The organism is Phenylobacterium sp. J426, assembly GCF_024699945.1.
Taxonomy (GTDB): Bacteria; Pseudomonadota; Alphaproteobacteria; order Caulobacterales; family Caulobacteraceae; genus Phenylobacterium.
The window spans coordinates 1,297,676-1,324,002 of sequence record NZ_JAJOMY010000001.1 but is presented as its reverse complement, the minus strand read 5'-3'; the positions used below and the strand labels follow the sequence as shown (position 1 = coordinate 1,324,002).

Below are 26,327 nucleotides of genomic sequence, written 5' to 3'. Positions count from 1 at the left end.
GATTGGACCGTCCAGTCCACTTTTGCGATTTCAGGATTCGACGTCATGGCGGGGCTCTCCAGGAAGCGTCTGGTTCCGATCGTAGCCGGCGGCGCCGCGACCGTCGCCGTCACGGTCGGCGGCGGCCTTTGGTGGATGGACAAGCAGCGCTACGAGACCACCGACAACGCCTTCGTCCAGGCCGACACGGTGACCGTGGCCCCCTGGTGGACGGCTACGTGGCCGAGGTGCTGGTCAACGACAACGAGACCGTCCATCCAGGCCAGGTCCTGGTTCGCATCGATCCGGTGACGATCAGGGCGCGCCTCGCCCAGGCCGAGGCGGAGGCCCAGGCGCTGGAGGCTGGCGTCCGGCAGGTGGACGACAAGGTGCGCCTCGAGCAGGCGATGATCGCGCAGCGTTCGGCCGCGGTGGAGGCCGCCCGCGCCGAGGCCGGTCTGGCCCAGGCCGAACTGAACCGCTATGGCCAGCTGGCCAGCCAGGGCTGGGTCTCGGCGCAGCGGGCCCAGACTGCGCGCGCCGCCGAACAGCAGGCCAACGCCGCCGTGAGCCAGGCCGCCGCCGCCCTGGAAGCCGAGCGTCGGAGCGCCGCCTCGCTGGGCTCGGCCCGGGCCCAGAGCGTCGCCCAGGCCGAGGCCGCCCGGGCGGCCGTGGAACAGGCCCGCATCGACCTGACCCGCACCGAGGTTCGGGCGCCGAGCGCCGGGGTCGTGGGCGCCCGCAGCGTGCGGACGGGCCAGTACGTGCGTCCGGGCGCCGCCCTGATGAGCGTCGTGCCGTTGTCCGACAGCTATGTGGTCGCCAATTTCAAGGAGACCCAGGTCGCCCGGCTGCGGATCGGCCAGCCCGTGGAGATCCACGCCGACGCCTTCGGCAAACAGACCATCAAGGGCAAGGTCGAGTCGTTCGCGCCCGCCACCGGCGCCGAGTTCGCCCTGATCCCGGTGGAGAACGCCGTCGGCAATTTCACCAAGATCGCCCAGCGGCTGCCGGTGCGCATCGCCGTCGACCGCAGCCAGCCGCTGGCCGGCGCGCTCCGGCCGGGCCTTTCGCTGAAGGTGAAGGTGGACGTCCGCGACGACACCGGCCCCAGCTTCGCCGAGGCGGGACAGATCCCGGCCCGCATGGCGTCCGGCGAGCCCCAGAGCGCCGCGCGCTAGGCGCGATCCATGAGCGACGCCGTCCTCCATCCGGACAGTCAGGCGGCCAAGGCCGCCCACCCGGTCGAGCTGGGCTCGGACGGCGCGACGGTGAACTGGACGAAGGTCTTCCTGGGTTTCGGCGGCATGGTCATCGGCCAGTTCATGGCCATGCTCGACATCCAGATCGTGGCCAGTTCTCTGACCCAGATCCAGGCCGGCATCGGCGCCACCGCCGACGAGATCAGCTGGGTGCAGACCATCTACCTCCTGGCCGAGGTGGTGATCATGCCGCTCACCGCATACCTGACGAAGATGTGGGGGACGCGGTCGTTCTACGTCTTCGCCTGCATCGGCTTTCTGATCACCTCCGTCGCGGTCGGCCTGTCCTCCTCGGTCGGCATGATGATCTTCTTCCGCGCCCTGCAGGGCGTGTTCGCCGGGGCGATGATCCCGCCGATCTTCGCAACGGCGATGACCGTGTTCCCGCCCGAGCGCCGGATCACCGCCAACGTCATCGTGGGGCTGATCGTCACGCTCGCGCCCACCGTCGGCCCGACGCTGGGCGGCCATCTGACCGACGCGCTCAGCTGGCGCTGGCTGTTCTTCATCAACGTGCCGGTGGGCCTGCTGGTGATCTTCCTGGTGTGGCGCTACGCCGACTTCGACCGCGGCGACCCCAGCCTGTCCAAGGGCATCGACTGGTGGGGCCTGGGCTTCATGACGGTCTTCCTGCTCTCGATGCAGTACGTCTTCGAGGAGGGGAACAGCGAGGGCTGGTTCGAGGACGACCTGATCCTGTGGCTGACGGTCACGGCCGTGCTCACGGGGGTGATCTTCATCTGGCGCCAGCTCACCTACTGGCAGCCGATCGTGTCGCTGAAGCCGTTCCGGGACCGCAACTTCAGTCTTGGCATCGTGATGACGTTCATCTCCGGCGCCAGCCTCTTCGGCGGCACCTTCCTGCTGCCGATCTTTCTGGGCCAGATCCGCGGCTTCTCGTCGTCCGACGTGGGCAACACCATGCTGGTGTCGGGCCTGACCATGTTCCTGAGCGCGCCGTTGGCGGGGCGCCTTGTCCGCATGGTCGATGCGCGGATCGCCATGGTCGTCGGCTTCACGCTCTGCGCCTGGGGCATCCAGCAAGGCGTGCGCGTGACGCCCGACTGGGGCTTTCACGAGTTCCTGGTGCTGCAGATCGTCCGCGGCGTCGGCTCGATGATCGCCATGATCGCCGCCCAGCAAATGGCCGTCGCCAGCCTGCCGGTGACGATGATGAAAGACGCCTCAGGGCTGATCAATCTGATCCGCAACGTCGCCGGCGCGATCGGCCTGGCCATGCTGTCGACGATCCTGAGCCATCAGGGCGCCGTGCACTATGCCGACATCGCCTCGGCGGCGTCGGTGACGCAATCGACCACCGCGGGCCTCTACAGCGGCCTGACCCAGATGATGACCGAGAGCGGGATGGCCGATCCCGAAGGCGGAGCACGCAAGGCGCTGTCCATGATGATGCGCCGCGAGGCGCAGACGCTCGCGTTCGGCGACGCGTTTGCGGTCCTGGCCCTGGGCTGCTGGCTGGCGGCGTTCCTGTCGTTCTTCGCCAGGGGCGGCAAGCCGGGCGCCATGCAGGGCGGAGGTCACTGATGGCGCGCGTATCCGGCCAGATCGACGTCGCTAAGAGCGAGGCCATCCTGGACGCGGCGCTCGACATCTTCGTCGAGCGCGGCATCTCGGCCTCGATGGAGGAGATCGCCCGCCGCGCCGGCGTCTCGAAGCAGACGATCTACAACCACTACGGCTCGAAGGCGGAGCTGGTGCAGGCGCTGACCGCCCGCCGGGTTCACGAGATGGTGGCGCCGCTGGAGACCGAGGAGGCCGCGGCTGATCCCGAGACCGCGCTCGCCGGGTTCGCCCGCGTGCTCCTGGACAAGCTGCTCAGCGAGCGTTCGCGCGGCTTCCTGCGGGTCGCCATGATGGGCGCGGTCGAAGCCCCCGAACTGGGTCAGGCGGTGTGGCAGGCCGGGCCCCGCACCAGCCGCGTGCGCCTGGCCGAATTCCTCGACATGGAGACCCGCGCGGGCCGGGTCGCTTGCCCGGACCCGATGGAAGCGGCGGAATTCTTCGCCGGAATGGTGATCGGCTCGTACCAGACCGCCGCCCTGCTGGGCGTCGACCGCCCTCTGGACGGGGCGGCCGTCGATCGGATCGCGACCGAGGCCGCCCGCCGCTTCATGCGGGCCTACGCCGTCTAGCCCTGAGCGTCGTCGTCGTCCGAGAAGCCCATGATGTGGAAGCCGGCGTCCACATGGATGCACTCCCCGGTGGTCGACTTGCCGAGGTCGGACAGCAGCCACAGCGCGCAGCCGGCGACGCCCTCCATCGCAGTGTCTTCCTTCATGGCGCTGAGCGAACGGCCCTTGGCCAGCATGCCGCGGCCGCCGGAGATGCCGGCCAGCGACAGGGTCTTCATCGCGCCCGGCGAGACCGCGTTGACGCGGATGCCCTTGGGCCCCAGATCGCGGGCCGCGTAGCGGACAGCGGCCTCCAGGGCGGCCTTGGCGACGCCCATGGTGTTGTAGTTCGGGATCGCCCGCTCCGAGCCCATGTAGGTGAGCGTGATGATCGAGCCGCCCTCGTCCGGCATAAGCTCCGCGGCGCGCCGCGCGCAGTCCACGAAGCTGAAGGCCGAGATGTTCATCGCCCGCAGGAAGCCCTCGCGGGTGGTGTTGTCCACGAAGCTGCCCTTCAGCTCGTCCTTGTTGGCGAAGGCGATGGCGTGGACGAAGAAGTCGATGTGGCCGAAGGCGTCCTTCACCGTGGAGAAGGCGGCGTCCATGGCCGCGTCATCGGTGACGTCGACCGGAGCGACCACCTTCACGCCGATCTCGTCGGCCAGCGGCTGCACCCGGCGCTCCATGCCCGGCAGGTGTAGGAAGGCGATCTCGGCGCCCTGGGCGGCCAGCTGCCGCGCGATGCCCCAGGCGATGGACTGATGGTTCGCCACGCCCGTGACGACACCCTTCTTGCCCTTCATCAGGTCGCCCGTCGGCATCTGATAGTCGTCGGCCACGTCATTCTCCCTTCGTGGTCGGATTTGGCGCGGATTTAGGCCGGTTGGCCCGGACCTGTCACGCGCGATACGCCGCCAGCACCTGCGCCGGGTCGTGGCCCAGGGCGCGGACGCGGGTCTCCCACCGGTCCAGGGCGCGGTCGTAGTAGTCGAAGATGCAGGGCTCGCAGCCGCGGCCGCAGCACTCGTCGCGCGTCGGCTCGCGCGGCGGGGTCGGCACTCCGGGCGGCAGCTCGGCCAAGGCTCGCCCCAGGGTCAGACCCGGGCCATCACCAGGCAGCCGTTCGTGCCGCCGAAGCCGAAGCTGTTGCTCATCACCGTCTCGAGCTGCCGGTCCTCGCGCTTGCGCACGATGGGCAGGTCGGCGAAGGCCGGGTCGAGATTCTCGATGTGGGCGCTCTCGGCGACGAAGCCGTTGTTCAGCATCAGGAGGCTGTAGATCGCCTCCTGCGCGCCGGCCGCGCCGAGGCTGTGGCCGGTCAGCGACTTGGTCGACGAGATCAGCGGCGCGTTCTCGCCGAAGACCGCGCGGACGGCCTCCATCTCCTTGAGGTCCCCCCACGGGAGTCGAGGTGCCGTGCGGGTTCAGGTAGTCGATCTTTCGGCCGCCCAGGTCGGCCATCGCCAGCTTCATGCAGCGCTGGGCGCCTTCGCCGGAGGGGGCGACCATGTCGAAACCGTCCGAGTTGGCGGCGTAGCCCACGATCTCGCCGTAGATCTTCGCGCCGCGGGCCTTCGCGCGCTCGTACTCTTCCAGGACCAGGATGCCCGCACCGCCGGCGATGACGAAGCCGTCCCGGTCGGCGTCATAGGCGCGGCTGGCCTTCGCCGGCGTGTCGTTGAACTTGCTGCTCATCGCGCCCATGGCGTCGAACAGGTTCGAAAGCGACCAGTCCAGCTCTTCCGTACCGCCGGCGAAGATCACGTCCTGCTTGCCCATGGCGATCTGCTCGTAGGCCGAGCCGATGCAGTGGGTGGAGGTCGCGCAGGCCGAGCTGATCGAGAAGTTCAGGCCGCGGATCTTGAACCAGGTCGCCAGCACCGCCGACGGGCCCGAGCTCATCGCCTTGGGCACCGCGAACGGACCGATCCGCTTCGGTCCCTTTTCCCTGGTGATCTCGGCCGCCTGGATGATCGCCTGGGTGGATGGGCCGCCCGAGCCGACAATCAGCCCCGTGCGCTCATTCGAGACGTCACCCTCTTCCAGACCGGAGTCGGCGAGGGCCTGCTCCATGGCGATGTGGCCGAAGGCCGTGCCCTGGGCGAGGAAGCGGGCGGCGCGACGATCGACCATCGCCTCCCAGTCGATCTGGGGCGCGGCGTGGACCTGGCACCGGAAGCCGAGCTCGGCGTATTCCGGTGCGGCGCTGATCCCCGACTTCGCTTCCCGCAGCGAGGCGAGCACCTCATTGGCGTTGTTGCCGATGGACGAGACGATGCCCATCCCGGTGACGACGACGCGACGCATGGCTTCCTTCCGTTGCCGCGGCTTCTTAAGGCCGCTGATAGAGACCGACCCGCAGGTCGGACGCCGTGTAGATAGGCTTTCCGTCGGCTTCCAGCACGCCGTCGCCGATGCCCATGACCAGCCGGCGGTTGATCACCCGCTTCATCTGGATCTTGTAGGTGACGAGCTTGATGTCGGGCGTGACCTCGCCGGCGAACTTCACCTCGCCGCAGCCGAGGGCGCGGCCGCGGCCCTTGCCGCCGATCCAGCCCAGGTAAAAGCCGACGAGCTGCCACAGCGCATCCAGGCCCAGGCTGCCCGGCATGACAGGATCGCCCAGGAAGTGGCAGTCGAAGAACCAAAGGTCAGGACGGATGTCGAACTCGGCCTCGATATAGCCCAGGCCGTGTTCGCCGCCGTGATCGTCGATGTGCGTCAGACGATCGAAAAGCAGCATCGGCGGGGCGGGCAGCTGGGCGTTGCCCGGGCCGAACATCTCGCCGCGCGCGCAGGCCATCAGCTCTTCGAAGCTGTAGTGATCCTTCGCCTTGACCGGGCTCATCGCGTTCATCCGTATGCTTTAGAGGCCTGCCGCCCTATCAGAGCCGCGCCTGCGCCTCAACGACATTGCGGCGCTTCGGCGGTGCCCCAGAGGGCCCCCTCGCGCACCCAGCCAGAGGCGCGGTCGGCCTTCACGCGGCACCAGCCCTTTTGACAACGCACGAGCGAGGCCAGGGATCGCGGGGCGAGGTAAGCGGCGGTTTCCGCTCCGGTTTTCGGCTTCCTGTAGAGGGCCACGGCTTGCGGCTGAGGGTTCATGACCGCCCGCCGGCCGTCGGTGACGCGCTTGTGCACCCAGGCCAGGCCGCCCTCCGGGTCGCAGACCCGGCGCCATTCGGCGGTTTCGGCCACCACCTGCACCGGGAGTCCCTTGGCCCCGTAGACCCACAGCAGCCGATGGTCGTCGCCGGGCCCGGCGCGCGCGTTCACCTTGCCGAACTTCAGCGTCACATAGCGCGGCACCGGCAGGCCGGACGGCGTCGGCCGGTCGGCGGCCAGCGCGACCCCGGCCGCAGCCAGCGCCGCCGCAAGGGCCAGAGCCCCGATCTTCGGCGCCCCCGGCGCCTAATGCCTTCAACCCCTTCGCCTCGCCTTGGCCGTCGCCGACCCCTTTGCTAAGGGTCAGCAATCGCGCGCCGCGAAGCACGCGACGCAGAACATCCCCTTTTCAGGTCGCACCCCGCTTTTTGCAAGAATGGCCGCCCGCAAGCCGAAAGTCATCGTCACGCGCAAGCTTCCGGACTCGGTCGAGACCCGGATGCGGGAGCTGTTCGACACCGAGCTGAACGTCACCGACCAGCCGATGAGCCGCGAGGCCCTGGTCGATGCGGTCAAGCGCGCCGACGTTCTGGCCCCCACCATTACCGACGAGATCGACGCGCAACTGCTGGCGCACGCGGGTGAGAAGCTGAAGCTGATCGCCAACTTCGGCGCGGGGGTCGATCACATCGACGTGGCTGCGGCGATCGAGCGCGGTCTGACGGTCACCAACACGCCTGGCGTACTGACCGAGGACACCGCCGACCTGACCATGGCCCTGATGATGACGGTCTCGCGGCGGATCGTGGAAGGCGCGAACGTGGTGCAGGCCGGCCAGTTCAAGGGGTGGGCGCCCACGTGGATGCTGGGCCGACGGGTGACCGGCAAGCGGTTGGGCATCATCGGGCTGGGCCGCATCGGCTCGGCAGTGGCGCGCCGGGCCAAGGCCTTCGGCCTGCAGATCCACTATCACAACCGCAAGCGCGTCAGTCCCCGCATCGAGGAAGAGCTTGAGGCCACCTATTGGGACAGCCTCGACCAGATGCTGGCGCGGATGGACATCATCAGCGTGCATTCGCCGCACACGCCCGCCACCTACCACCTGCTCTCCGCGCGGCGCCTCAGGCTGCTCCAGCCGCACGCCATCATCGTCAACACCGCCCGCGGCGAGATCATCGACGAGGATGCGCTGGCGGAACTGCTGAAGGCGGGGAAGATCGCAGGCGCCGGCCTCGACGTGTTCGAGCACGAGCCGGCGGTGAACCCCAAGCTTCTGAACCTGCAGAACGCCGTCCTGCTTCCGCACCTGGGCTCTGCCACGGTCGAGGCGCGCGTCGACATGGGCGAGAAGGTGATCATCAACATCAAGACCTGGATGGACGGCCACCGCCCGCCCGACCGCGTCCTGCCGCAGATGCTCTGAGGCGTCAGCGCTCGGTTGACGAGCGACGGGTTCCGATTGCACCCTTACCGTGTTGCGTTCGGTGGGGGCCTTCCGCAGATGTCGATTTCGCGTCGGGCCGTCGTGGCCGCCGCTGCGGCTGCGCCTGTTGTCGCGTCATGGACCGCGCCGGAGGCCGCCGGGGCGCAGGCGGCGATAAAGCCGCACACCCTGGACGAACTTTTCCGTGAGCCGGTCGTCATCGATGCGGCGATCTCGCCCGACGGCGAGCACCTGGCGGTGCTTCGCCGGGAAAAGCGCGACGATGCCGACGCCGCCTTCGTCTACATCAGCCGCCTCAAGGATCTGGAGGCCGCACCCCTCCGCATCCCCATCGGCCCACAGCAGGTCGATATGGTCGAGTGGGGCAACAACGAGCGCCTGCTGATCTGGCTTTCCATCTGGGCCGACACGCGCGGCAACCCCTACTTCATGCCGGTCGGCAACTATCTCGTCCGCTATCCGGTCCGCCGGGTGATCGCCGTCGGCCTCGACGGGAAGGACGCCACCGTCTTGTTCAGCGAGAACCGCTCGGTGCTACGCCGCGCGTTCAACGCGGCCACGGTGGTCGACTGGCTGCACGACGACGCGCGCGCCGTCCTGATGCAGTCGTGGGACACGCGGCGAAACAGTGCGGCGCTGTACAAGGTCGACCTCTACAGCGGCGTGGCGACCCAGGTGGAAACCGGAAGCTCCCTCACCGACGCCTGGTTCACCCAGAAGGGCGAGCCGCTGCTGAGGATGGACTCTAACCGGCGCGGCACGGTGGTCTCGATCTTCGGCCGCGCGCCGGGCGAGAAAGACTGGAAGCTGATCCGGCGGGCCCGGCGGAACGAACTCGACAAACTGCCCGACTTCGATGTGCTCGGACCGTCCAGCGAAGCCGGCAAGTTCCTCGTGGTGATGCGCCCCGGCGGCGAAAACTTCCGTATCGCCCGAACCTTCGACGTACGCACCTTCGAGTTCGGCGATCTTCCGGGCGGCCGGCTGGCGGGCGACGTCGATGGCTCGCTCATCGACGACAAGCTCGACCTGGTCGCCCTCACCACCCAGGGGGATCGCCTCGAATACCATTTTACGGACCCGACGCTCGCCACGCGCCTCCAGTCGGTGGACAAGGCCACGAAGGGCCGGGTCAACCTGCAGGTCTACGACCTCAGCAGCGACCGCAAGCGGGTGCTGATCAAGACTTCCGGTCCGCAGGAGCCCGGCGCCTACCTGCTGTACGACAGCGAGGGGCGTCGGCTGCACATGGTCGCCACCCTCCAGCCCTGGCTGGAACCCGAGCGCCTGGCGCCCATGGAGACCCTGCGGCTCAAGACCCGAGACGGGCTCGAGATCACCGCCTACCTGACCACGCCCGCCGGTCCCGCCACGGGGCCCCTGCCGATGGTCGCGATGCCGCACGGCGGGCCGGAGCGGCGCGACAGCTATCAGTTCGATCCATTCGTCCAAGCCCTCGCGGCCAAGGGCTGGCTGGTGTTGCAGCCAAACTTCCGGGGCTCCGGCGGATACGGCCGGGCGTTCGCCGCCATGGGCCATGGCCATTGGGGCGACAAGATGCAGGACGACGTTGAGGACGCGGTGGCCTTCGTCACCGGCAAGGGCCTTGCCGACCCCAAGCGTCTGGCGATCTGCGGGGCCAGCTACGGCGGCTACGCTTCGCTGATGGGCGCGGTGAAGCGGCCCGAGCTCTACCGGTGCGTCGTCTCCATCGCTGGCGACGCGGACCTGATCGAAATGCTCAAGACCGAGCGCGAGGATGGCGAGGACTCGCCGAGCTACCAGTACTGGTCGACCCAGGTAGGGGACCCGAAGGTCCATCTGGCGCGGCTTCAGCACAGCTCACCGAGGCTGCGGGCTGCTGAGTTCGCCGCCCCGGTGCTGCTGATTCACGGCTCGAACGACCCGATCGTCGCGCCCAAGCAGTCGGCGCTGATGGCCGAGGCCCTCAAGAAGGCCGGCAAGCCGGTCGAGCATGTGGAGCTGCCCGGTGTCGGTCACAGCAACTGGTCGGCCGAGACCTGGAAGACGATCATCGAGAAGACCACCGACTTCATCGCCAAGCACATTTGAGGCGTCAGCCGCCTCCGCAGACCGGGCACTCGGGGTCGCCGGCGACCTTCACCGTGCGGGTCTCGGCCGCCAGCGCGTCGTAGATCAGCAGCCGGCCGGCCAGGGGGTCGCCGGCGCCGGTGATCAGCTTCACGGCTTCCAGGGCCATCATCGAGCCGATGACGCCGGCCAGGGCGCCGACGACGCCGACGGCGACACAGGTTTCGGCGTCCGGTGGGACCTCGGGCACCAGGCAGCGGTAGCAAGGCTGGCGGCCGAACACGCCCACCTGTCCGGTCCAGCGGCCGATGGCGCCCGACACCAAGGTCTTGCCGTGGCGGACGCAGGCCTCGTTCACCGCAAAGCGCACGGCGAAGTCATCGGTGCCGTCCAGCACCAGGTCGACGCCCTCGATCAGCTCGTCGGCGTTGGCCGGATGGAAGGCGCCGTTGAAGCCGGCGACGAAGACGTGGGGGTTCAGCGCGTGCAGCCGGTCGGCGGCGGCGTCCACCTTGGGCCGGCCGAGGTCGTCCTCGGCGTAGATCACCTGGCGCTGAAGGTTGGAGCGGTCGACCTCGTCCGGATCGGCCAGGATGATCGTGCCGACGCCCGCGGCCGCCAGGTAGAGCGAGGCTGGCGCGCCAAGGCCGCCCGCGCCGACGATCAGCACGCTGGCGGATTTCAGCTTCTGCTGGCCCGGACCGCCCACCTCGCGCAGCACCAGGTGCCGGGCGTAGCGTTCGATCTCTTCGTCGGTGAAAGTCATGACTTGGTCCCGCCTCGCTTGACCTCGCGAGCCGCGCTGCTCACATCGCGCCCATGTCGAATAGCGCAGCCTTTCCGGATTGGCACGGGACCACGATCCTGGCGGTGCGGAAGAATGGGAAGACCGTGGTCGCCGGCGACGGGCAGGTGTCCATGGGCCAGACCGTCGTCAAAGGAACCGCCCGGAAGGTCCGCCGCCTGGCGGGCGGGCGGGTGATCGCCGGGTTCGCCGGCTCCACCGCCGACGCCTTCACGCTCATCGAGCGGTTGGAGGCCAAGCTCGAGCAGTATCCCCAACAGCTCGCCCGAGCCTGCGTGGACCTGGCCAAGGACTGGCGGACCGACCGTTATCTGCGACGGCTGGAGGCCATGCTGATCGTCGCCGATGAGGCTTCGATCTTCACGGTCACCGGCGTGGGGGACGTGCTGGAGCCCGAGCACGGCGTTGCGGCTATCGGCTCGGGCGGCAACTTCGCGCTCGCCGCCGCCCGAGCCCTGGTGGACGTGGAAAGCCTCGACGCGGAACAGGTCGCCCGCAAGGCGATGGCGATCGCCGCCGAGATCTGTGTCTACACCAATGGGGAGCTGACGGTTGAAGCGCTTTAGCCTCGCGCTCGTCGTGGCGCTGGTCGCCAACCCCGCACTGGCCAAGGACATCGATCCGGCGCCGGTCGTGGCCGCCGAGCGGGCCTTTGCGGCGGACGGGCTGGAGCTCGGCGTTCAAGGCAGCTTCTACAAGCACGCCGCGCCCACCGGCATCGTCTTCTCGCCCGAGCCGCAGCTGGCCAAGGCGGTGTTCGAAAAACCACAGCCCAAGGGGCCGCCTCTGGTCTGGTGGCCGCTCTGGGCGGGCATCGCCCGCTCGGGCGACCTGGGCTTCACCACCGGACCCTACACCTTCGATGGCCAGCCCAGGGCCTGGTACTTCACCGTCTGGGCGAAGCAGCCGGACGGCTCGTGGAGGTGGCTGTTCGGCGGCGGCCCCCGAGCAGCACGGAGGGCGCGGCGCCGAAGGACTCGCCGGTCGCCTACGCCAGGCTTTCGCAGCGCAGCGCCGGCTCGCCGGCCAAGGCGATGACCGAGGTCACGACGGCGGAGAAGGCGCTGCACGCCCGCGCCGCCACCGATGTGAAGGAGAGCCTTCCTCGCGGTGGTCGCGGACGACGGACGGATCACCGGCTCGAAGGCCAGGCCGCCCACCAGTCGCGCCGAGATCGAGGCCGAGCTCGAGACCCGGCCAACCTCGATCGCCTATTCGCCGCTCGGCGGCAGCGCCTCGGCGGCCGGCGACCTGGCGTGGACTTATGGCGCGGCGCGCTGGAACAAGGACGGCGCGGACAGGCGCGGGCACTACGTGCGCATCTGGCGGAACGACAAGGCCGGCTGGCGTCTATTGTTCGACGAACTTCTGGAAACCCCGCCGCCTCCCAAGCCCGCCAATTCGTGACTATCTAGCCTTTCGACATGACCGAATTTTCTCCGCGCGAGATCGTTTCCGAGCTCGACCGCTTCATCGTCGGCCAGCACGAGGCCAAGAAGGCTGTGGCCGTGGCGCTGCGCAACCGCTGGCGCCGCCGCCGCGTGCCCGACGACCTCCGCGACGAGGTCACGCCGAAGAACATCCTGATGATCGGCCCCACCGGCGTCGGCAAGACCGAGATCGCCCGCCGGCTGGCGAAGCTCGCACAGGCGCCGTTCCTCAAGGTCGAGGCGACAAAGTTCACCGAGGTTGGCTACGTCGGCCGCGACGTCGACCAGATCGTCCGCGACCTGGTGGAGAGCGCGATCGGCATGGTCCGCGAGAAGCGCCGGTCTGGCGTTCGCGCCCGCGCCGAAGCGGCCGCGGAGGAACGGATCCTCGACGCCCTCACCGGCCCCGGTTCCACGGCGGCGCGGGAGAGCTTCCGCAAGAAACTCCGCGCCGGCGAACTGGACGACAAGGAGGTGGAGCTGCAGCTCGCCGACACCTCGTCGCCGTTCGGCGCCATGGACATGCCCGGCCAGCCCGGCGCCTCGATGGGGGTGCTGAACCTGGGGGACATGTTCGGCAAGGCCTTCGGCGGCCGCACCAAGACCCACAAGACGACCGTCTCGGGCGCCTGGGCCCCGCTGATCGCCGAGGAAAGCGACAAGCTGGTCGACCAGGAGGCGCTGACCACCGAGGCGCTGGAGCTGGCCGAGAACCAGGGCATCGTCTTCCTGGACGAGATCGACAAGGTGGCGAGCCGCGCCGAACGGGCCGGCGCCGACGTCTCCCGCGAGGGTGTGCAGCGCGACCTGCTGCCGCTCATCGAAGGGACCACCGTCTCGACCAAGCATGGACCGGTGAAGACCGACCACATCCTGTTCATCGCCTCGGGTGCGTTCCACGTGGCCAAGCCTTCCGACCTGCTGCCGGAACTGCAGGGCCGGCTGCCGATCCGGGTGGAGCTGAAGGCGCTGACCCGGGACGACTTCCGGCGGATCCTCACCGAGCCCGAGGCCAACCTGATCCGGCAGCACCAGGCGCTGCTGGCCACGGAGGGCGTGACGCTGACCTTCACCGACGACGCCGTCGAGGCGCTGGCCGACGCCGCCGTGGCGGTGAACGGCTCGGTGGAGAACATCGGCGCGCGCCGGCTGCAGACGGTGCTCGAGAAGGTGCTGGAGGAGATCAGCTTCTCCGCCGCGGACCGGGCCGGCGAGGCCATCGTCATCGATGCCGCCCACGTGCAGGAGCGGATCGGCGATCTTGCCGGCAACGCCGACCTGTCGAAGTTCATTCTCTAGCGCGATGTGTGGCGTCTGCCTGTCTCGTCGGGGCCTGCTGGCAGGACTGGGCGCCCTGTCCGTCGCCGCCTGCAGCGAGAACGCTGCGACCGGTCGCAGCCAGCTGGTGCTGGTGGACGACGGCCAGTTGGCCCAGCTTGCCGACCAGTCCTGGTCCGAGGTGGTCGCCCAGGCGCCGCCGGTGCGCGATCCGGCAGCGCACGCGCGCCTGGCCCGTATCGCGGCGCCGCTCGCCCGCGCCTCGGGCCGCACCGACCTGAACTGGTCGTTCCAGGTGCTGGATTCCGATGAGTTCAACGCCTTCGTGCTGCCGAACGGGCGCGTGGGCTTCTTCCGCGGCCTCTTCGATTTCGCCGGGTCCGACGACGAGATCGGCTCGGTGCTGGGTCACGAGATCGGCCACGTCGTCGCCCGGCACGCCGCCGAGCGGGTCAGCCAGGAGCTGGCCGTCAATGCGGGCGTCTCCATCGCCCAGATCCTGTTCTCGGGCGAAGGCGGCCAGGGCGCGGCCGAGATCGGGGCCGCGCTCGGCATGGGCGCCATGTTCGGCGTGATCCTGCCCTACTCCCGCAAACACGAGCTGGAGGCGGACCGGGTCGGAGTCGAACTGATGCGCAAGGCGGGCCTCGACCCGTCCGCCGCCGTCCGGTTCTGGGAGCGGATGTCCTCGCGGCCGGACGCGCAAGGCCAGCCGCCGGAGGTGATCTCCACCCACCCGGCCGACGGCCGGCGGCTGGAGGAGCTGCGACGGGCGGTGGCCCAGGCCTGACGATCTAGCCGCCGCGCCTGGCGCGCCAGATGGCGTCCTCCAGAGCGCGGGCGAAGTCGGCGCGCTCCCGCGGGCTCAGCGCCGAGGCCACCGGCGTCTCCCGGCCCGAGAGCGCCAGCCGCACGGCCAGCACGCGGCCGTCCTCCTGGTCGCGCTCCACGTTCAGGCGGGTGAACGCCGTGGGGCTTTCCCAGACCACCCGGGTCCATTTCGGCGTCTCGTAGGTGACCACGACGCGGTGCGGCGAGACCTGCACGCGCTCGACGTTCTTGGCCTGCTGGAAGCTGATCAGGAAGGCGACCAGCACCGCGGCCAGGTCGAGCGCGAGGAAGATCGGCACCCAGTGGGCGCCCATGGCGACGAACACCGCCGCGGAGGCGACGTTCGCCAGGGTGATCACGCTGATGAGGATCACGAAGCCGCGCTCGGAGAGCGAGCGGTTCGGGGTGATCACCGCATCCATGTACAGCGACGAGATCATCGGGCCTGAGGATAATTCGCCTGCCCCCCCTGCTCCACTCCCTTGTGAGCCGCGTGCGGCGCAGGGCATCTAGCGGCATGGCCAAGGCCCTCAAGCGCAGATCCCTCAAGCCCTCCGAGCAGGCGCGCATCGCCGAGCTGTTCTCACGCTTCGAGAGCCTCGAGAGCGATCCCCGCACCGAACTCGACTACGACAGTCCCTACACCCTGGTGGTAGCGGTGGCGCTCTCGGCGCAGGCGACCGACGTCTCGGTGAACAAGGCCACGGCCAAGCTCTTCCAGGTGGCCGACACCCCGCAGAAGATGCTGGCGCTCGGCGAGGAGGGCCTGAAGCCCTTCATCTCCTCGATCGGCCTCTTCAACACCAAGGCCCGTAACGTCATCCGGATGGCCCAAATCCTGGTGGACGACTACAGCGGCGAGACGCCGCTCGAACGCGAGAAGCTGCAGGCCCTTCCCGGCGTCGGCCGCAAGACGGCCTCGGTGGTGCTCAACGAACTTCGGGTCGAGCCCGCCATCGCGGTCGACACCCACGTGTTCCGGGTCTCGCATCGGCTGCAGCTGTCGAACGGCAAAACGCCGGACGCCGTCGAGGCCGACCTGATGGCGATCGTGCCCGAGCCCTATCTGACGCGCGCGCATCACTGGCTGATCCTGCACGGGCGCTACACCTGTGTCGCCCGGCGGCCGAAGTGCGAGGAATGCCCGGTCGCCGACCTCTGCCCCTCGCGCCATCTCTTCGTCCGGACCTAGCCGCAGAGGGCGTTTCCCTGTAAGCGGCCCGAAGCGTCTCCGGGGAACAAGTCCAGCAATGCCAGAGCTCTACGACGTCGCCGCCATCGGCAACGCCATCGTCGACGTGATCGGTCCGACGACGGACCAGTGGATCGTCGACCAGGGCCTGGCCAAGGGCTCGATGCAGCTGGTCGACCAGGACCGCAGCCAGGCTCTCTATGCGAAGATGACGCCGGAAATCCAGGCCTCGGGCGGCTCGGCGGCCAACACCATCGCCGGCCTCGCCAGCTTCGGCGGCAAGGGCGCGTTCATGGGCAAGGTGGCCGATGACGAGCTCGGGCGCGTCTTCGCGCACGACATGCGCGAGATCGGAGCCCGCTTCGAGAACCAGCCGCTGGTCGGCGGCCCGGCCACCGCCGTCTCGATGATCAACGTCACCCCCGACGCCCAGCGGACCATGTGCACCTTCCTGGGCGCGTCGGTGGAGTTCACGGACTCCGACGTCGAGGACGCCATCGTCGAGGCCTCCAGGATCGTCTACCTTGAGGGTTATCTGTTCGACGCTGAGGCCGCCCGGCGCGCCTTCGCCAAGGCGGCCGCCCTCGCGCACGGCTCAGGCCGGATGATCGCCCTGACGCTGTCGGACAGCTTCGTCGTCGAACGACACCGCGGCGGCCTGCTGGGTTTCATCGAAAGTCAGGTGGATCTGCTGTTCGCGAACGAGGCGGAGCTTCTCGCCCTGTTCGAGACAGACAGCTTCGACCAGGCGGCTGAGGCGCTGCGCCAGCGCGTGAAGCTGGCCGCGGTCACACGCAGCGAGAAGGGCTCGATCATCCTCTCGGAAGGCGAGCGCCTGACCGTCGCAGCCGAGCCTGTGGAAAAAGTCGTGGACACGACCGGCGCGGGCGACCAATACGCGGCCGGGTTCATGTTCGGCCTGTCACGGGGACGTCCGCTGCAGCAATGCGGCAAGCTGGCCTCCCTTGCCGCCGCCGAGGTGATCTCGCACTACGGCCCGCGCCCGCTGGTCTCGCTCAAGGACCTGGCGGAATCCAAGGGGTACTGACCACGATGAGCCGCACGGCCGAAGTCCGCCGCGACACCAAGGAGACCCAGATCCGCGTCTGGGTGGACCTCGACGGCGCCGGCGTGTCGGAGGTCACGACGGGTGTCGGCTTCTTCGACCACATGCTGGATAGTTTCGCCCGGCACGGCGGCATCGACCTGAAGGTCGAGACCAAGGGCGACCTGCACATCGACATGCACCACACGGTGGAAGACACCGGCATCGTGCTGGGCCAGGCGATCAAGGAAGCCCTCGACGGCTTCAAGGGCATCCGCCGCTTCGGCCATGCCTACATCCCGATGGACGAGACCCTGTCGCGCTGCGCCATCGACCTGTCGAACCGGCCCTATCTGATCTGGAAGACCGAATTCCGAACGCCGAAGGTCGGCGACATGGACACCGAGCTGTTCAAGGAGTTCCACCACGCCTTCGCGATGAACCTCGGCGCTTGCGTGCATCTGGAGTGCCTGTACGGCGCCAACTCGCACCACATCGCCGAGAGCGGCTTCAAGGCGCTCGCCCGGGCGCTGCGGCAGGCCGTCGAGCTCGATCCCAAGACCCACGGCCACGCCCCCTCCACCAAGGGCGTGCTCTAGGAAGCCATCCATGCAGAGCGTCGCCCTGATCGACTACGGGTCGGGCAATCTGCGCTCGGCCGAAAAAGCCCTCGTCCGCGCCGCCGACGGGCGGGCGAACATCGTCGTGACCCACGATCCCGAAACGATCGCCAAGGCGGACCGGGTGGTCCTGCCCGGCGTCGGCGCCTTTGCCGCCTGCATGTCGGCGCTAGAGGCCCGTGACGGGGTTCGCGAGGCGATGGAGGAGGCGGTGCAACGCCGGGGGGCGCCATTCTTCGGCATCTGCGTCGGCATGCAGTTGATGGCGACGCGCGGCCTGGAGTTTGGCGAGACGGCGGGCCTGGGCTGGATCGCCGGCGACGTGAAGCGGATCGAACCCGCAGATCCGGCGGCCAAGGTCCCGCACATGGGCTGGAACGCCCTGCTGAATGTCATCGACCATCCCGTCTTCCGAGGCCTGAGGGACGGCAAGCCGGTCTATTTCACGCACTCCTTCGCGTTCTTTGCTAAGGATCCCGCGGATGTGGCGGCCTATGTCGACCACGGCGGCCGCTTCCCGGCGGCGGTCGCGCACGGCAACATGGCCGGCGTGCAATTCCACCCTGAGAAGTCGCAGTCCGCCGGCCTCTCGCTCCTCGCCGACTTCCTGGAGTGGCGCCCGTGATCCTCTATCCCGCCATCGACCTCAAGGACGGCCAGTGCGTGCGCGTGCTTCACGGCGACCTGTCCACCGCCACCGTCTTCAACACCGATCCCGGGGCCCAGGCGAAGCAGTGGGCTGACGCCGGCTTCCACTGGGTCCACGTCGTCGACCTGAACGGCGCGGTGCAGGGTGAGGCGGTGAACGCCGCCGCGGTCGAGGCCATCCTGTCGGCCGTGTCGATCCCGGTGCAGCTCGGGGGCGGCATCCGCACCCTGACCGACGTCGAGCGCTGGATCGAGGCGGGCGTCAGCCGGGTGATCCTCGGCACCGTGGCGGTGAAACAGCCAGAGATCGTGCTGGAGGCTGCGCGGCTGTTCCCCGAGCAGATCGCCGTGAGCGTGGACGTGCGGAAGGGCAAGGTGGCCGTCCAAGGCTGGACCGCCGACAGCGATCTGGACGCGATCACGGTGGCCAAGCGGTTCGAGGACGCCGGCGTCGGCGCCCTGATCATCACCGACATCGACCGGGACGGCACGGTCATGGGATTCAACGTCGACGCTTTTGGAGCCATCGCCGACGCGGTTGCTATCCCGGTGATCGCCGCCGGCGGCCTGGCTTCGGTCGAGGACCTCGTCAAGGTGAAGGCCCGCGCGGGCACGCCGATCGCCGGCGCTGTCCTCGGCCGGGCGCTCTACAACGGCGCCATCGATCCGGCCGAGGCCCTGAGGATCGCCGCCTGATGCTCAACGTCCGTGTCATCCCGTGTCTCGACGTCAAGGACGGGCGCGTGGTGAAGGGCGTGCAGTTCGTGTCCTTGCGCGACGCCGGCGATCCGGTGGAGCAGGCCCGGGCCTACGACGCGGCCGGCGCCGACGAGCTGATGTTCCTCGACATCACCGCCAGTCACGAAAACCGGGGAACCATCTTCGACGTCGTCGCACGCACCGCGGAGGTCTGCTTCATGCCGCTCTCCGTCGGCGGCGGAATTCGCCAGGTCGAGGACGCACGCCGGCTGCTGCTGGCCGGCGCCGACAAGATCAGCATCAACACCGCCGCCGTGAAGGACCGCACGCTGATCTCGGGCTGCGCCGACGCCTTCGGCAGCCAGGCCACCGTGGTCGCGATCGACGCCAAGCGGGTCGGCGACCGCTGGCACGTGTTCATCTATGGCGGCCGCGAGGACACCGGCCTGGATGTGGTCGATTACGCCGTCGACGTCGTGAAGCACGGCGCGGGCGAAATCCTGCTCACCTCGATGGACCGGGACGGCGCCAAGACCGGCTACGACCTCGAGCTGCTGCGCCAGGTGTCGGGCGCGGTCGGCGTGCCGGTGATCGCCTCGGGCGGCGCGGGGAACGCCCAGCACATGGTGGACGCGGTGCGCGCCGGGCGCCGACGCCGTGCTCGCCGCCTCGATCTTCCACTTCGGCGAGGTTTCGATCGGTGAGGTGAAAGCCGCCATGGCCGCCAAGGGCCTGCCCGTGCGCATCACCGAGGAGGCCGCCTGATGCCCCACAAACGCTTCAGCGACGTGATCGGCCGCCTGGCCGCCACCATTGAGAGCCGAAGGGGCGGCGACACGTCGGCCTCCTACACGGCGCAGCTGCTGAGCGACCTCGACCGGGCGGCCAAGAAGCTCGGCGAGGAAGCGGTGGAGACCGTGATCGCCGCCGCGCAGGGCGATCGGGAGGCGCTGACCGCCGAGAGCGCCGACCTGATCTACCACTGGCTGGTCGTGCTCGCCGCGGCGGGCGTCAGCCTCGACGAGGTCGCCGAACGGCTGGAAATGCGCGAAGGGACGTCGGGCCTGGCCGAGAAGGCCGCGCGCAAGGGCTAGCCCCGCGGCCTGCGCTTCAGCGCCACATACAGCGCACCCGCGCCGCCGTGACGGCGGTGGGCCTCCGAAACGCCGGCCACGATGTGGGACAGGTGCTTGGCCGCCAGCCATTCCGGCGCGGCCTTGCGCAGAACCCCGTCGCCCTGGACGCCCTTGCCCGTGATCACCAGCACGGCGCGATAGCCCTCGTCGAAGGCGCGGCCAAGGAAAGCCTCCAGCGCCGCCCGGGCCCGATCCTGGGTCATGCCGTGCAGGTCGATCCGCGCCCCGATCGGGTCTCTTTCGCGGACGATCCGGTGCTTGCGGTTTGGCTCGATGTCCTCGACGCCGTCGCGCGCCGCCTGCGGCGTCGGGGTCTTGAGGTCCTTGGGATCGATCCGCGCCGGGGCGTCGAGGCTCTGGGGGGCCGGCTTCTTGGGCGTGGCCTTGCCGGGCAGCGGGTGGACCGTCGCGGCGACGAGCGACCAGATCCTCAGCTCATCCGGCTTGAGCGGCCGCTTCATCGCCGGACCCTCACTGCCTGGGGACCAGCCGGTACATGCGCAGGGTGTGCCGCACCCGGCCGGCTTCGGTCCCCGCGGCAGGACCTTCTCCCAGGTAGAGGTCGGCCCGGACCGGGCCCTTGATGGCCCCGCCTGTGTCCAGCGCGGTCACGAGGCGGCGGTACGTCGGGAAGGCGCCCGCCAGCAACGGCGCCTCGCCGTCGATCCAGAAGACGTCGCCATAGGTGTTGAACGCCGGGTCAACCGCGATGGCCCGGCCCGCGGGCAAGGGGACATTCGCCGCGCCCGCCGGCGGCTTGCCGTCGTCGGGCGCCAGCCGGAAGAAGGCGTAGCGCGGGTTGAGCCGCATGATCTCGTCGGCCGCGGGGCCACGATTGGCCGCCAGCCAAGCGCGGATCGCCTCGCCCGAGGTGTTGTCGCGCCCAAGAAGGCCGCGGTCGCGCATCGGATTGGCGATGCCGACGAAGGGCCGGCCGTTGGTGGCTGCGTAGAGCGCCTTCATCCGCCGCCCGTCCTCGAACACCAGTACGCCCGAGCCCTGAATCTGCAGGAAGAACAACTCCTCGGGCCGCATCCAGGCGATGGCGTCGGCTGCGGGCCGGGCCTCGATTTCGGCCCGCTCGGCATAGGCTTCGCCGTTCACGAGGTCGGCAGGCTTCGGCCGCACCGGCATGCTGAACTCCGCGTCCGGCTTGCGGCGCGCGGCGTAAACCGGGGCGAAGTAGGCGGTCAGGACACCGTCACCGGGCAGGGCCTCGGCCTGGAACACCTCTTCGAGGAAGCTGCGGGCGTCCGACGGCCCCATGGGCCCGCGCGCCCGGGCTCGGGCGCAGGCGTCGGCGAGTTCGCGGCGGCGCGCAGCGTGGCAGGTCTCGCGGAAGGCGCGGAAGGCCTCGGCGTGATCTTCGGCCGCCCAGCCGCGCAGGGTGGTGAGCTCGACCCGCCGCGCCGGTTCCGGGCCAGGCGGCAGCGGCGGCTTACGCGGTTCGTGCGGCGCGACGGGGCCGGGACCCAGCGGCGGAACGGCCGTGGGCGTGGCGCAGGCGGCGAGGCTCAGGGCCGCCACGGCGGCCCCCAGGACCGGGCGCAGACTCAAGGGGCTTACGCCTCCGCGGCGTCGACGTGGACCAGCATCCAGTTGGGGTCGCGGCTCTTGAGATTGCGTTCGAACGTCCAGAGCTCGGCAGTGCGGCGGTCGTCCACGGCTTCGCCCTCGGGGCCCTTCGAACGGCTGCGGAACTCGGCAAGAAAGCGGACGGTGAGGCGGGCCACATCGCCAGGACCCACGTCGGCCTTTTCCAGGTCCGCTCGCGGCGCATGGAAGAATTCGACGCTCTCGGTCCGACCTTCGGCCTCCCGCTGATCGATCGCGCCCTCGAAGCTGGACAGCACCTGGGGCGCCAGCAGGTTCTTGAGCGTCGCCCGGTCGCCCTCGGCGAAGGCGCGCACGATCATCTCGTAGGCCTGCTTGGCGCCGCCCAGGAAGCGGCCGACGTCGAAGCTTGGATCCTGTGCGCGCACGGCGGCCAGACCGGTCAGCGCCACGCCCTCCTCAAGGGTCTCAGGCGCGCGGTCGACAGGACGCACGGGTCCCTGCGCGGCCTCGGCCTGCGGCTGCTGGTCTTCCGGCTGGCGTCCGACGCGCCGTCCCAGCACGGCGTAGAGCTGGTAGAGCACGATGGCCGCGAGGCCGGCGAAGATGATCAGCTCGAGAACTTGCAACGCGATCCCTTAGCGCTTCGGACAATCCGCCCAACGCCTCTATATAGGCTGCCGGAACGCCGCCGTCAGGGGCGACGTTGCATCGCTAGAGACCCCATGTTAGCCGAGCCGCCCAAGCGGGCGCCAACATCTGCGTTCCCCAACAGGATTTTACCCGAACCATGTCCGAAATCGACGCCGGCGCGCTGGGCGCACCCGAAGCCGCCGAAGGCCCCGGCATCCGCATCCTCGCGCAGTTCATTCGCGATCTCTCGTTCGAGAACCCCCGCGCGCCTGAAGCCCTGCGCAACGGCGGCCAACCTCAGATCGACCTTGGTGTCGAGATGAACGCCCGCGGCCGCGAAGACGGGCTCTTCGAGGTCGACCTCAAGCTCTCGGCCAAGGCCGCCCGGGAGGACGGCGCGCTCTTCGTTGTGGAGCTGCTCTATGGCGGCGTCTTCCAGATCGCCGGCATTCCGGCCGAGGACATGGAGCCGGTGCTGTTGATCGAGTGCCCGCGCTTCCTGTTCCCCTTCGCGCGTCGGATCATCGCCGACGTGACGTCGGAAGGCGGCTTCCCGCCCTTCATGCTGGATCCGATCGATTTCGCCGGCGTCTACGCCGCGCGGAAGGCGCAGGAATCCGAAAACGTCGGCCACGCCTAGTCGCTTTCCCTCCCTTGATCGGGGAGGGAAATCAGATCCCGAACTTCTTCCAGAGCTCTTCGCTCTTCACGACCTCGCGGATGAAGGCGGCGTGCGCGGCGCGTTCATCCTCGGTGGAGAGCGGCGCCAGCGGCCGTGGCCGGGCGCCATAGGCGTTGCGGGTGGCGGCGTGGACCGCGGCCGCAGCCACGGCCGAGGTCAGCTCCAGCCGGCGCTCGCGGCCGCCCCGTAGTTCCAGATAGACCGCCGCCAGCAGCTTGGTGTCGATCAGCGCGCCGTGCTTCTCGCGCTCGGCCAACGAGATTTTGAAGCGCCTGCACAACGCATCCAGCGAATTGTGCATGCCCGGGAAACGCTGCTTGGCCAGGGCCAAGGTGTCGACCCAGCGATGCTCCGGGATCTCCTGCCGGCTGCAGTTGGCCAGCTCCCAGTTGATGAAGCCGCGGTCGAAAGCGGCGTTGTGGGCGATCAGCGGTGCGTCGCCGATGAAGTCGAGGAAGGCTTCGACCACCTCGGGATGCTCGAACCTCGGCTTGCCACGGAGAAAGGCGGTAGACAGGCCGTGCACCTTCTCCGCCTCGGCCGGCATGTCGCGGCACGGGTCTATGTAGACGTGGAGCGACCGGCCGGTCGGCACGAAGCTCTCGATCTCGAGGCAGGCCAGTTCGACCAGGCGGTCGCCCGTTTTGGGATCGAAGCCGGTGGTTTCCGTGTCGAGGACGATCTCGCGGGCCATGACCTTTCAATGACCCGCTTCGCGCTCGATTTTCAACCGGCGGAAGCGCGCACCGCAGCGATGATGTGGAACACCTGTTCCCGGGCGTGAGCCAGACCCTTGCCGGTCTCGACGATGAAGTGGGCGCGGGCCCGCTTCTCGGCGTCAGGCGTCTGCTGGGCGAGGATGGCGTCGAGGCGTTCCGGCGTCATGCCGGGACGCGCCAGGACGCGTTCGCGCTGCATCTCGGGCGGCGCCGAGACCACGACCACATAGTCCACCCGCTCGTGCCCGTTGGTCTCGAACAGCAGGGGTATGTCGAGGACCACCATGTCCGCGCCCAACTGTTCCGCCGCCTTGAAGAACCCAATGCGGTCCTCGCCGACCAGGGGATGGACGATGCCATTGAGCCGCTGCAGGGCCGCCGGATCGCTCAGCACGCGCTTGCGCAATTCCTCTCGATCGACGCGACCGTCCTTCACCACGCCCGGAAAAGCCGCGCCGACGGGCGCCACGGCCGCCCCGCCCTGGTCATAGAGGTCATGTACGGCGGCGTCGGCGTCGTAAACGGGTACGCCGGCCTCCCGGAACATGGCCGCCGTGGTGGACTTGCCCATGCCTATGGAGCCGGTAAGTCCGATCACTTTCACTGGCCGAGCGCCTTCAACGCGAGCGCGCGGACATCCGGCTCGGAGGGCGCAACGGCGCCGTAGAAGGTCTCGAAGGACGGCGCCGCCTGGCGGATCAGCATCTCCAGCCCGTCGACGGTGCGCCGCCCCAGCCGCCTGGCCTCGGAGAGGAACGGCGTCTCCAGAGGCTTGTAGACCATGTCCATCACCACCGCGGTCTCCGGGGTCACATCCAGCGGCACGTTCAGCCCTGGCTGCCCCGAGAGGCCCGCCGATGTGGCGTTGATCACCGCCGTCACGCCCTGAAGCGCCTGGTCGGCGGCATCGAGGGGGCACGCGACGGCGCCGGCGCCCACGGCGCCCGCCACGGCTTCGGCCTTGGCAAGCGTACGGTTGATGACGCGGACCTGTGGCGTCCCCGCTGTCAGGAGCGCCGCCACCGCGCCGCGCGCAGCGCCGCCCGCGCCTAGGACGGCGACGGGCCCGGCCGTGGGATCGAAACCGGGCGCCTGCGCGGCGAGCGCGCCCAGCAGCCCCACGCCATCGGTGTTGTCGGCGGTCACCCGCCCGTCGAGCTCGAACGTCAGCAGGTTCGCCGCCGCCGCCTTGCGGGCGCGCTCGCTGACGGTATCGGCGATCGACAGCGCCACCTCCTTGAAGGGAATCGTGACGTTCAGCCCGCGGATCGCCCCGCCACGCAGGCCGTCGACGAACACCTCGAAGCGGTCGGCGTCAGGGGGCGAAGGGTACGTAGACACCGTCGATGCCCGCCGCGGCGAGCCAGGTGTTGTGGATCAGGGGCGACAGGGAATGCTCTACGGGCTGGCCTGCGACGCCCGCGACGACGGTTCGGCCGGTGATCGGCGGCTTCATGCGGCGAGAGCTCCGTGGCGGCGCAGCAGGTCGAGGAGGCCCATCAGCGGCAGGCCCAGAATAGCGAAGTAGTCGCCTTCGATGCGCGAAAAAGCTGCGCGCCGGGCCCCTCCAGTCGGTAGCAGCCCACCGAACCCAGCGCCTGATCGCCCTCGCTCACGAGGTAGGCCTCCAGGAACTCGTCCGAGAACTCGCGCATGGTAAGCGTCGCGGTGACGACCTCACGCCAGATCGGCACGCCGTCCTTGGCCACCACGACGGCCGAATGCAGCTTGTGCCGCTTGCCCCGGAGCAACCTGAGCCGCTCGCGGGCGGCCTCGAGGCTCTCGGCCTTGTCGTAGAGCTGGCCGTCGAGCTCGAGCGTCTGGTCCGAGCCGATGACGAAACCCTGCCGGCCGCGGGCGACCCGGATCGCCTTCAGCTCGGCGAGGGCGTCGGCGATCTCGCGCGGCGTCGCGCCTTCCGCCAGCAACGACGCCTTCACCGCGTCCTCGTCGACGCCGGCGACGATGCTCTCGAACGGCACGCCCGCGCCTTCCAGCACCGCGCGCCGCGCCGCGCTCTTGGACGCCAGGATGATAGGATCGCTCAACCCAGCACCTCCACTTGGCCGTGGCCGCCGTGCAGCAGGTTCAGCACCGCAGCCGCCGTCTCCTCCACCGAGCGACGGGTGACGTCGATCGTGGGCCAGCCGTTCCGCTCATAGGTACGGCGGGCGTGGATGATCTCCTCCCTCACCGACTCCACATCTATGTAGGTCGACTCCCGGTTCTCCTTCAGGCTGAGAAGCCGGTTGCGGCGGATCTGGATCAACCGGTCGGGCGAGATGGTGAGGCCCACGACCAGCGTGTTCTTCATCGTGAAGAGCTTCTCGGGGACGGGGGCGCCCTGGCACCAGCGGCACGTTGGCGGCGCGCACCCCGCGGTGGGCCAGATAGATGCAGGTGGGCGTTTTCGACGTCCGCGACACGCCCACCAGCACGACATCGGCCTGGTCGAGGTCCTGGCCGCCTTGGCCGTCGTCATGTCCGATGGCGTAGTTCAGGGCGTCCATGCGGTTGAAATAGTCGTTGTCCAGCCGCAGGTGAGCGCCGACCCGGCTGGTGGTGGTGGCGCCGAGGTACCGCTGCATGGCGCTGACCAGCGGATCCAGCGCAGGAATGCAGGGCATGTCGAGCCGGCGGCAGCCTTCCTCGAGCGCATGTCGCAGCTTGTCGTCGACAATGGTGTGCAGGACGATCCCCGGGGCCTCCTCGATGTCGCTCAGCGCCCGGTCCAGCTGCCGCTGCGAACGGACCAGGGCGTAGATGTGCTCGATCGGCAGCACATTCTCGAAGCGGGCGCACACCGCACGCGCCATCGCGTTCAATGTCTCCCCGGTGGAGTCCGACACCAGGTGGACGTGGAAGTAGGTGGCGAGCCGTTGGGGGGTCGTGGTCGGCAAATCCGTCGCACCCAGGAAGTTGGGGATGAAATCTGTGGACCTCCTCTTAGCGAACGGGAGCGCTGATGGGGATAGGCGCCGCGCGCTGCGGGCGCGTCCCAGGTCGCGGTGGACGGGCGGGAGAAAAAGGGCGGTTTACGCTTCCTTAACCAACAGGGTCGGACGGCCCGGCTTCGTTATG

At 69.1% G+C, this 26,327-nt stretch carries 26 protein-coding genes and 7 pseudogenes; 18 read left to right on the top strand and 15 right to left on the bottom strand.

Features of this window, described 5'->3' with window-relative positions:
• The first annotated feature begins 45 nt into the window (after window positions 1-45).
• The 3 genes and pseudogenes from LRS10_RS06945 (at window position 46) to LRS10_RS06935 (ending at window position 3,394) form a co-directional block, all read left to right on the top strand.
• Window positions 46-1,160 (top strand): annotated as a pseudogene (locus tag LRS10_RS06945) (HlyD family secretion protein).
• Between the two features lie 9 nt (window positions 1,161-1,169).
• Complete coding sequence (locus tag LRS10_RS06940) at window positions 1,170-2,786, top strand: DHA2 family efflux MFS transporter permease subunit (RefSeq protein WP_257836611.1); 1,617 nt, start codon at window positions 1,170-1,172, stop codon at window positions 2,784-2,786.
• The gene (locus LRS10_RS06935) at window positions 2,786-3,394 is read left to right on the top strand and encodes a TetR/AcrR family transcriptional regulator (RefSeq protein ID WP_257836610.1); all 609 of its coding nucleotides are present in this window, start codon (window positions 2,786-2,788) and stop codon (window positions 3,392-3,394) included. The genes LRS10_RS06940 and LRS10_RS06935 overlap by 1 nt, the downstream gene beginning before the upstream one ends.
• Here LRS10_RS06935 and LRS10_RS06930 read toward each other — a convergent pair.
• The 5 genes and pseudogenes from LRS10_RS06930 to LRS10_RS06910 form a co-directional block, all read right to left on the bottom strand.
• Complete coding sequence (locus LRS10_RS06930) at window positions 3,391-4,212, bottom strand: enoyl-ACP reductase (RefSeq protein WP_257836609.1); 822 nt, start codon at window positions 4,210-4,212, stop codon at window positions 3,391-3,393. The genes LRS10_RS06935 and LRS10_RS06930 overlap by 4 nt on opposite strands.
• Before the next feature lie 58 nt (window positions 4,213-4,270).
• Window positions 4,271-4,420: pseudogene (locus tag LRS10_RS06925) on the bottom strand (oxidoreductase-like domain-containing protein); the annotation flags it as partial.
• Window positions 4,421-4,467: 47 nt separating this feature from the next.
• Window positions 4,468-5,680, bottom strand: a pseudogene (gene fabB / locus LRS10_RS06920) (beta-ketoacyl-ACP synthase I).
• A 25-nt stretch (window positions 5,681-5,705) separates the two neighbouring features.
• Complete coding sequence (gene fabA, locus LRS10_RS06915) at window positions 5,706-6,221, bottom strand: 3-hydroxyacyl-[acyl-carrier-protein] dehydratase FabA (RefSeq protein ID WP_257836608.1); 516 nt, start codon at window positions 6,219-6,221, stop codon at window positions 5,706-5,708.
• A 56-nt stretch (window positions 6,222-6,277) separates the two neighbouring features.
• Window positions 6,278-6,670 (bottom strand): SH3 domain-containing protein, encoded by a 393-nt coding sequence (locus tag LRS10_RS06910; RefSeq protein ID WP_308237928.1) that lies wholly within the window; start codon window positions 6,668-6,670, stop codon window positions 6,278-6,280.
• 244 nt (window positions 6,671-6,914) lie between these two features.
• Here LRS10_RS06910 and LRS10_RS06905 point away from each other — a divergent pair, with 244 nt between their 5' ends.
• Both LRS10_RS06905 and LRS10_RS06900 read left to right on the top strand, forming a co-directional pair.
• Window positions 6,915-7,901, top strand: a complete 987-nt coding sequence (locus LRS10_RS06905) for a D-glycerate dehydrogenase (RefSeq protein WP_257836607.1) — start codon at window positions 6,915-6,917, stop codon at window positions 7,899-7,901.
• A 78-nt stretch (window positions 7,902-7,979) separates the two neighbouring features.
• Window positions 7,980-9,995: a S9 family peptidase gene (locus LRS10_RS06900; protein WP_257836606.1), complete on the top strand. Its 2,016-nt coding sequence runs from the start codon at window positions 7,980-7,982 to the stop codon at window positions 9,993-9,995.
• Between the two features lie 4 nt (window positions 9,996-9,999).
• Here the strand turns inward: LRS10_RS06900 and LRS10_RS06895 are convergent, their stop codons facing one another.
• The gene (locus LRS10_RS06895) at window positions 10,000-10,740 is read right to left on the bottom strand and encodes a molybdopterin-synthase adenylyltransferase MoeB (protein ID WP_257836605.1); all 741 of its coding nucleotides are present in this window, start codon (window positions 10,738-10,740) and stop codon (window positions 10,000-10,002) included.
• Between the two features lie 53 nt (window positions 10,741-10,793).
• Here LRS10_RS06895 and hslV point away from each other — a divergent pair, with 53 nt between their 5' ends.
• From hslV to LRS10_RS06870, 5 genes are all read left to right on the top strand, one after another.
• The gene (gene hslV / locus LRS10_RS06890; protein WP_257836604.1) at window positions 10,794-11,345 is read left to right on the top strand and encodes an ATP-dependent protease subunit HslV; all 552 of its coding nucleotides are present in this window, start codon (window positions 10,794-10,796) and stop codon (window positions 11,343-11,345) included.
• A complete protein-coding gene (locus LRS10_RS06885; RefSeq protein ID WP_257836603.1) occupies window positions 11,332-11,817 on the top strand; it encodes a hypothetical protein in 486 nt (161 codons plus the stop codon). The genes hslV and LRS10_RS06885 overlap by 14 nt, the downstream gene beginning before the upstream one ends.
• Window positions 11,818-11,889: 72 nt before the next feature.
• A complete protein-coding gene (locus LRS10_RS06880; protein ID WP_257836602.1) occupies window positions 11,890-12,186 on the top strand; it encodes a nuclear transport factor 2 family protein in 297 nt (98 codons plus the stop codon).
• Between the two features lie 17 nt (window positions 12,187-12,203).
• The gene (hslU, locus tag LRS10_RS06875) at window positions 12,204-13,508 is read left to right on the top strand and encodes an ATP-dependent protease ATPase subunit HslU (protein ID WP_257836601.1); all 1,305 of its coding nucleotides are present in this window, start codon (window positions 12,204-12,206) and stop codon (window positions 13,506-13,508) included.
• 4 nt (window positions 13,509-13,512) lie between these two features.
• On the top strand, window positions 13,513-14,277 hold the full coding sequence (locus tag LRS10_RS06870) for a M48 family metallopeptidase (RefSeq protein ID WP_257836600.1): 765 nt from the start codon (window positions 13,513-13,515) through the stop codon (window positions 14,275-14,277).
• 4 nt (window positions 14,278-14,281) lie between these two features.
• On the opposite strand, the gene LRS10_RS06865 is transcribed toward LRS10_RS06870, so the two are convergent.
• Window positions 14,282-14,758 carry a DUF2244 domain-containing protein gene (locus LRS10_RS06865; protein WP_257836599.1) on the bottom strand — a complete coding sequence of 159 codons (477 nt, stop codon included), beginning with the start codon at window positions 14,756-14,758 and terminating at the stop codon, window positions 14,282-14,284.
• 77 nt (window positions 14,759-14,835) lie between these two features.
• Here LRS10_RS06865 and nth point away from each other — a divergent pair, with 77 nt between their 5' ends.
• The 7 genes and pseudogenes from nth (at window position 14,836) to LRS10_RS06830 (ending at window position 19,616) form a co-directional block, all read left to right on the top strand.
• Window positions 14,836-15,510, top strand: a complete 675-nt coding sequence (nth, locus tag LRS10_RS06860; RefSeq protein WP_257836598.1) for an endonuclease III — start codon at window positions 14,836-14,838, stop codon at window positions 15,508-15,510.
• Window positions 15,511-15,568: 58 nt separating this feature from the next.
• Window positions 15,569-16,558, top strand: a complete 990-nt coding sequence (locus tag LRS10_RS06855; RefSeq protein WP_257836597.1) for an adenosine kinase — start codon at window positions 15,569-15,571, stop codon at window positions 16,556-16,558.
• A gap of 5 nt (window positions 16,559-16,563) precedes the next feature.
• Window positions 16,564-17,154 carry an imidazoleglycerol-phosphate dehydratase HisB gene (gene hisB, locus LRS10_RS06850; RefSeq protein ID WP_257836596.1) on the top strand — a complete coding sequence of 197 codons (591 nt, stop codon included), beginning with the start codon at window positions 16,564-16,566 and terminating at the stop codon, window positions 17,152-17,154.
• Window positions 17,155-17,164: 10 nt separating this feature from the next.
• Window positions 17,165-17,800: an imidazole glycerol phosphate synthase subunit HisH gene (gene hisH / locus LRS10_RS06845; protein WP_257836595.1), complete on the top strand. Its 636-nt coding sequence runs from the start codon at window positions 17,165-17,167 to the stop codon at window positions 17,798-17,800.
• Complete coding sequence (gene hisA / locus LRS10_RS06840; RefSeq protein WP_257836594.1) at window positions 17,797-18,519, top strand: 1-(5-phosphoribosyl)-5-[(5-phosphoribosylamino)methylideneamino]imidazole-4-carboxamide isomerase; 723 nt, start codon at window positions 17,797-17,799, stop codon at window positions 18,517-18,519. Before hisH ends, hisA begins: the two co-directional genes overlap by 4 nt.
• A pseudogene (gene hisF, locus LRS10_RS06835) lies at window positions 18,519-19,287 on the top strand (imidazole glycerol phosphate synthase subunit HisF). The gene hisA and the pseudogene hisF overlap by 1 nt, the downstream one beginning before the upstream one ends.
• Entirely contained in the window at window positions 19,287-19,616 is a 330-nt protein-coding gene (locus LRS10_RS06830; RefSeq protein ID WP_257836593.1) for a phosphoribosyl-ATP diphosphatase, read from the top strand. The pseudogene hisF and the gene LRS10_RS06830 overlap by 1 nt, the downstream one beginning before the upstream one ends.
• On the opposite strand, the gene LRS10_RS06825 is transcribed toward LRS10_RS06830, so the two are convergent.
• Genes LRS10_RS06825 through timA form a run of 3 tightly spaced genes read right to left on the bottom strand, consistent with a single transcriptional unit; the run spans window position 19,613 to window position 21,841 of the window.
• Window positions 19,613-20,119, bottom strand: coding sequence for a Smr/MutS family protein (locus LRS10_RS06825; protein WP_257836592.1), 507 nt, complete (start codon window positions 20,117-20,119; stop codon window positions 19,613-19,615). The genes LRS10_RS06830 and LRS10_RS06825 overlap by 4 nt on opposite strands.
• A gap of 10 nt (window positions 20,120-20,129) precedes the next feature.
• Window positions 20,130-21,215, bottom strand: coding sequence for an MltA domain-containing protein (locus LRS10_RS06820; RefSeq protein ID WP_257836591.1), 1,086 nt, complete (start codon window positions 21,213-21,215; stop codon window positions 20,130-20,132).
• A 5-nt stretch (window positions 21,216-21,220) separates the two neighbouring features.
• Window positions 21,221-21,841 (bottom strand): TIM44-related membrane protein TimA, encoded by a 621-nt coding sequence (timA, locus tag LRS10_RS06815; RefSeq protein WP_257836590.1) that lies wholly within the window; start codon window positions 21,839-21,841, stop codon window positions 21,221-21,223.
• Window positions 21,842-22,002: 161 nt separating this feature from the next.
• On the opposite strand from timA, the gene secB reads away from it, so the two are divergent.
• Window positions 22,003-22,485: a protein-export chaperone SecB gene (gene secB, locus LRS10_RS06810; RefSeq protein WP_257836589.1), complete on the top strand. Its 483-nt coding sequence runs from the start codon at window positions 22,003-22,005 to the stop codon at window positions 22,483-22,485.
• Between the two features lie 31 nt (window positions 22,486-22,516).
• Here secB and dnaQ read toward each other — a convergent pair whose 3' ends face one another.
• The 5 genes and pseudogenes from dnaQ to LRS10_RS06785 form a co-directional block, all read right to left on the bottom strand.
• Window positions 22,517-23,221, bottom strand: a complete 705-nt coding sequence (gene dnaQ / locus LRS10_RS06805) for a DNA polymerase III subunit epsilon (protein WP_257836588.1) — start codon at window positions 23,219-23,221, stop codon at window positions 22,517-22,519.
• A gap of 32 nt (window positions 23,222-23,253) precedes the next feature.
• Window positions 23,254-23,850, bottom strand: coding sequence for a dephospho-CoA kinase (gene coaE / locus LRS10_RS06800; RefSeq protein WP_257836587.1), 597 nt, complete (start codon window positions 23,848-23,850; stop codon window positions 23,254-23,256).
• A pseudogene (gene aroE / locus LRS10_RS06795) lies at window positions 23,847-24,702 on the bottom strand (shikimate dehydrogenase). Before aroE ends, coaE begins: the two are co-directional and overlap by 4 nt.
• Window positions 24,699-25,294: pseudogene (locus tag LRS10_RS06790) on the bottom strand (nucleoside triphosphate pyrophosphatase). Before LRS10_RS06790 ends, aroE begins: the two co-directional pseudogenes overlap by 4 nt.
• Window positions 25,291-26,173, bottom strand: a pseudogene (locus LRS10_RS06785) (pyruvate, water dikinase regulatory protein). The pseudogenes LRS10_RS06790 and LRS10_RS06785 overlap by 4 nt, the downstream one beginning before the upstream one ends.
• Window positions 26,174-26,327 lie beyond the last annotated feature (154 nt).

What these genes read in the sequence shown, in the direction of transcription:
- LRS10_RS06940 (WP_257836611.1), top strand. Translation starts at nt 1,170, where the DNA reads ATGAGCGACGCCGTCCTCCATCCGGACAGTCAGGCGGCCAAGGCCGCC.
- LRS10_RS06935 (WP_257836610.1), top strand. Translation starts at nt 2,786, where the DNA reads ATGGCGCGCGTATCCGGCCAGATCGACGTCGCTAAGAGCGAGGCCATC.
- fabA (WP_257836608.1), bottom strand. Translation starts at nt 6,221, where the DNA reads ATGAGCCCGGTCAAGGCGAAGGATCACTACAGCTTCGAAGAGCTGATG.
- LRS10_RS06905 (WP_257836607.1), top strand. Translation starts at nt 6,915, where the DNA reads ATGGCCGCCCGCAAGCCGAAAGTCATCGTCACGCGCAAGCTTCCGGAC.
- LRS10_RS06900 (WP_257836606.1), top strand. Translation starts at nt 7,980, where the DNA reads ATGTCGATTTCGCGTCGGGCCGTCGTGGCCGCCGCTGCGGCTGCGCCT.
- LRS10_RS06895 (WP_257836605.1), bottom strand. Translation starts at nt 10,740, where the DNA reads ATGACTTTCACCGACGAAGAGATCGAACGCTACGCCCGGCACCTGGTG.
- hslV (WP_257836604.1), top strand. Translation starts at nt 10,794, where the DNA reads ATGTCGAATAGCGCAGCCTTTCCGGATTGGCACGGGACCACGATCCTG.
- hslU (WP_257836601.1), top strand. Translation starts at nt 12,204, where the DNA reads ATGACCGAATTTTCTCCGCGCGAGATCGTTTCCGAGCTCGACCGCTTC.
- LRS10_RS06870 (WP_257836600.1), top strand. Translation starts at nt 13,513, where the DNA reads ATGTGTGGCGTCTGCCTGTCTCGTCGGGGCCTGCTGGCAGGACTGGGC.
- LRS10_RS06865 (WP_257836599.1), bottom strand. Translation starts at nt 14,758, where the DNA reads ATGATCTCGTCGCTGTACATGGATGCGGTGATCACCCCGAACCGCTCG.
- nth (WP_257836598.1), top strand. Translation starts at nt 14,836, where the DNA reads ATGGCCAAGGCCCTCAAGCGCAGATCCCTCAAGCCCTCCGAGCAGGCG.
- LRS10_RS06855 (WP_257836597.1), top strand. Translation starts at nt 15,569, where the DNA reads ATGCCAGAGCTCTACGACGTCGCCGCCATCGGCAACGCCATCGTCGAC.
- hisB (WP_257836596.1), top strand. Translation starts at nt 16,564, where the DNA reads ATGAGCCGCACGGCCGAAGTCCGCCGCGACACCAAGGAGACCCAGATC.
- hisH (WP_257836595.1), top strand. Translation starts at nt 17,165, where the DNA reads ATGCAGAGCGTCGCCCTGATCGACTACGGGTCGGGCAATCTGCGCTCG.
- LRS10_RS06830 (WP_257836593.1), top strand. Translation starts at nt 19,287, where the DNA reads ATGCCCCACAAACGCTTCAGCGACGTGATCGGCCGCCTGGCCGCCACC.
- LRS10_RS06825 (WP_257836592.1), bottom strand. Translation starts at nt 20,119, where the DNA reads ATGAAGCGGCCGCTCAAGCCGGATGAGCTGAGGATCTGGTCGCTCGTC.
- secB (WP_257836589.1), top strand. Translation starts at nt 22,003, where the DNA reads ATGTCCGAAATCGACGCCGGCGCGCTGGGCGCACCCGAAGCCGCCGAA.
- dnaQ (WP_257836588.1), bottom strand. Translation starts at nt 23,221, where the DNA reads ATGGCCCGCGAGATCGTCCTCGACACGGAAACCACCGGCTTCGATCCC.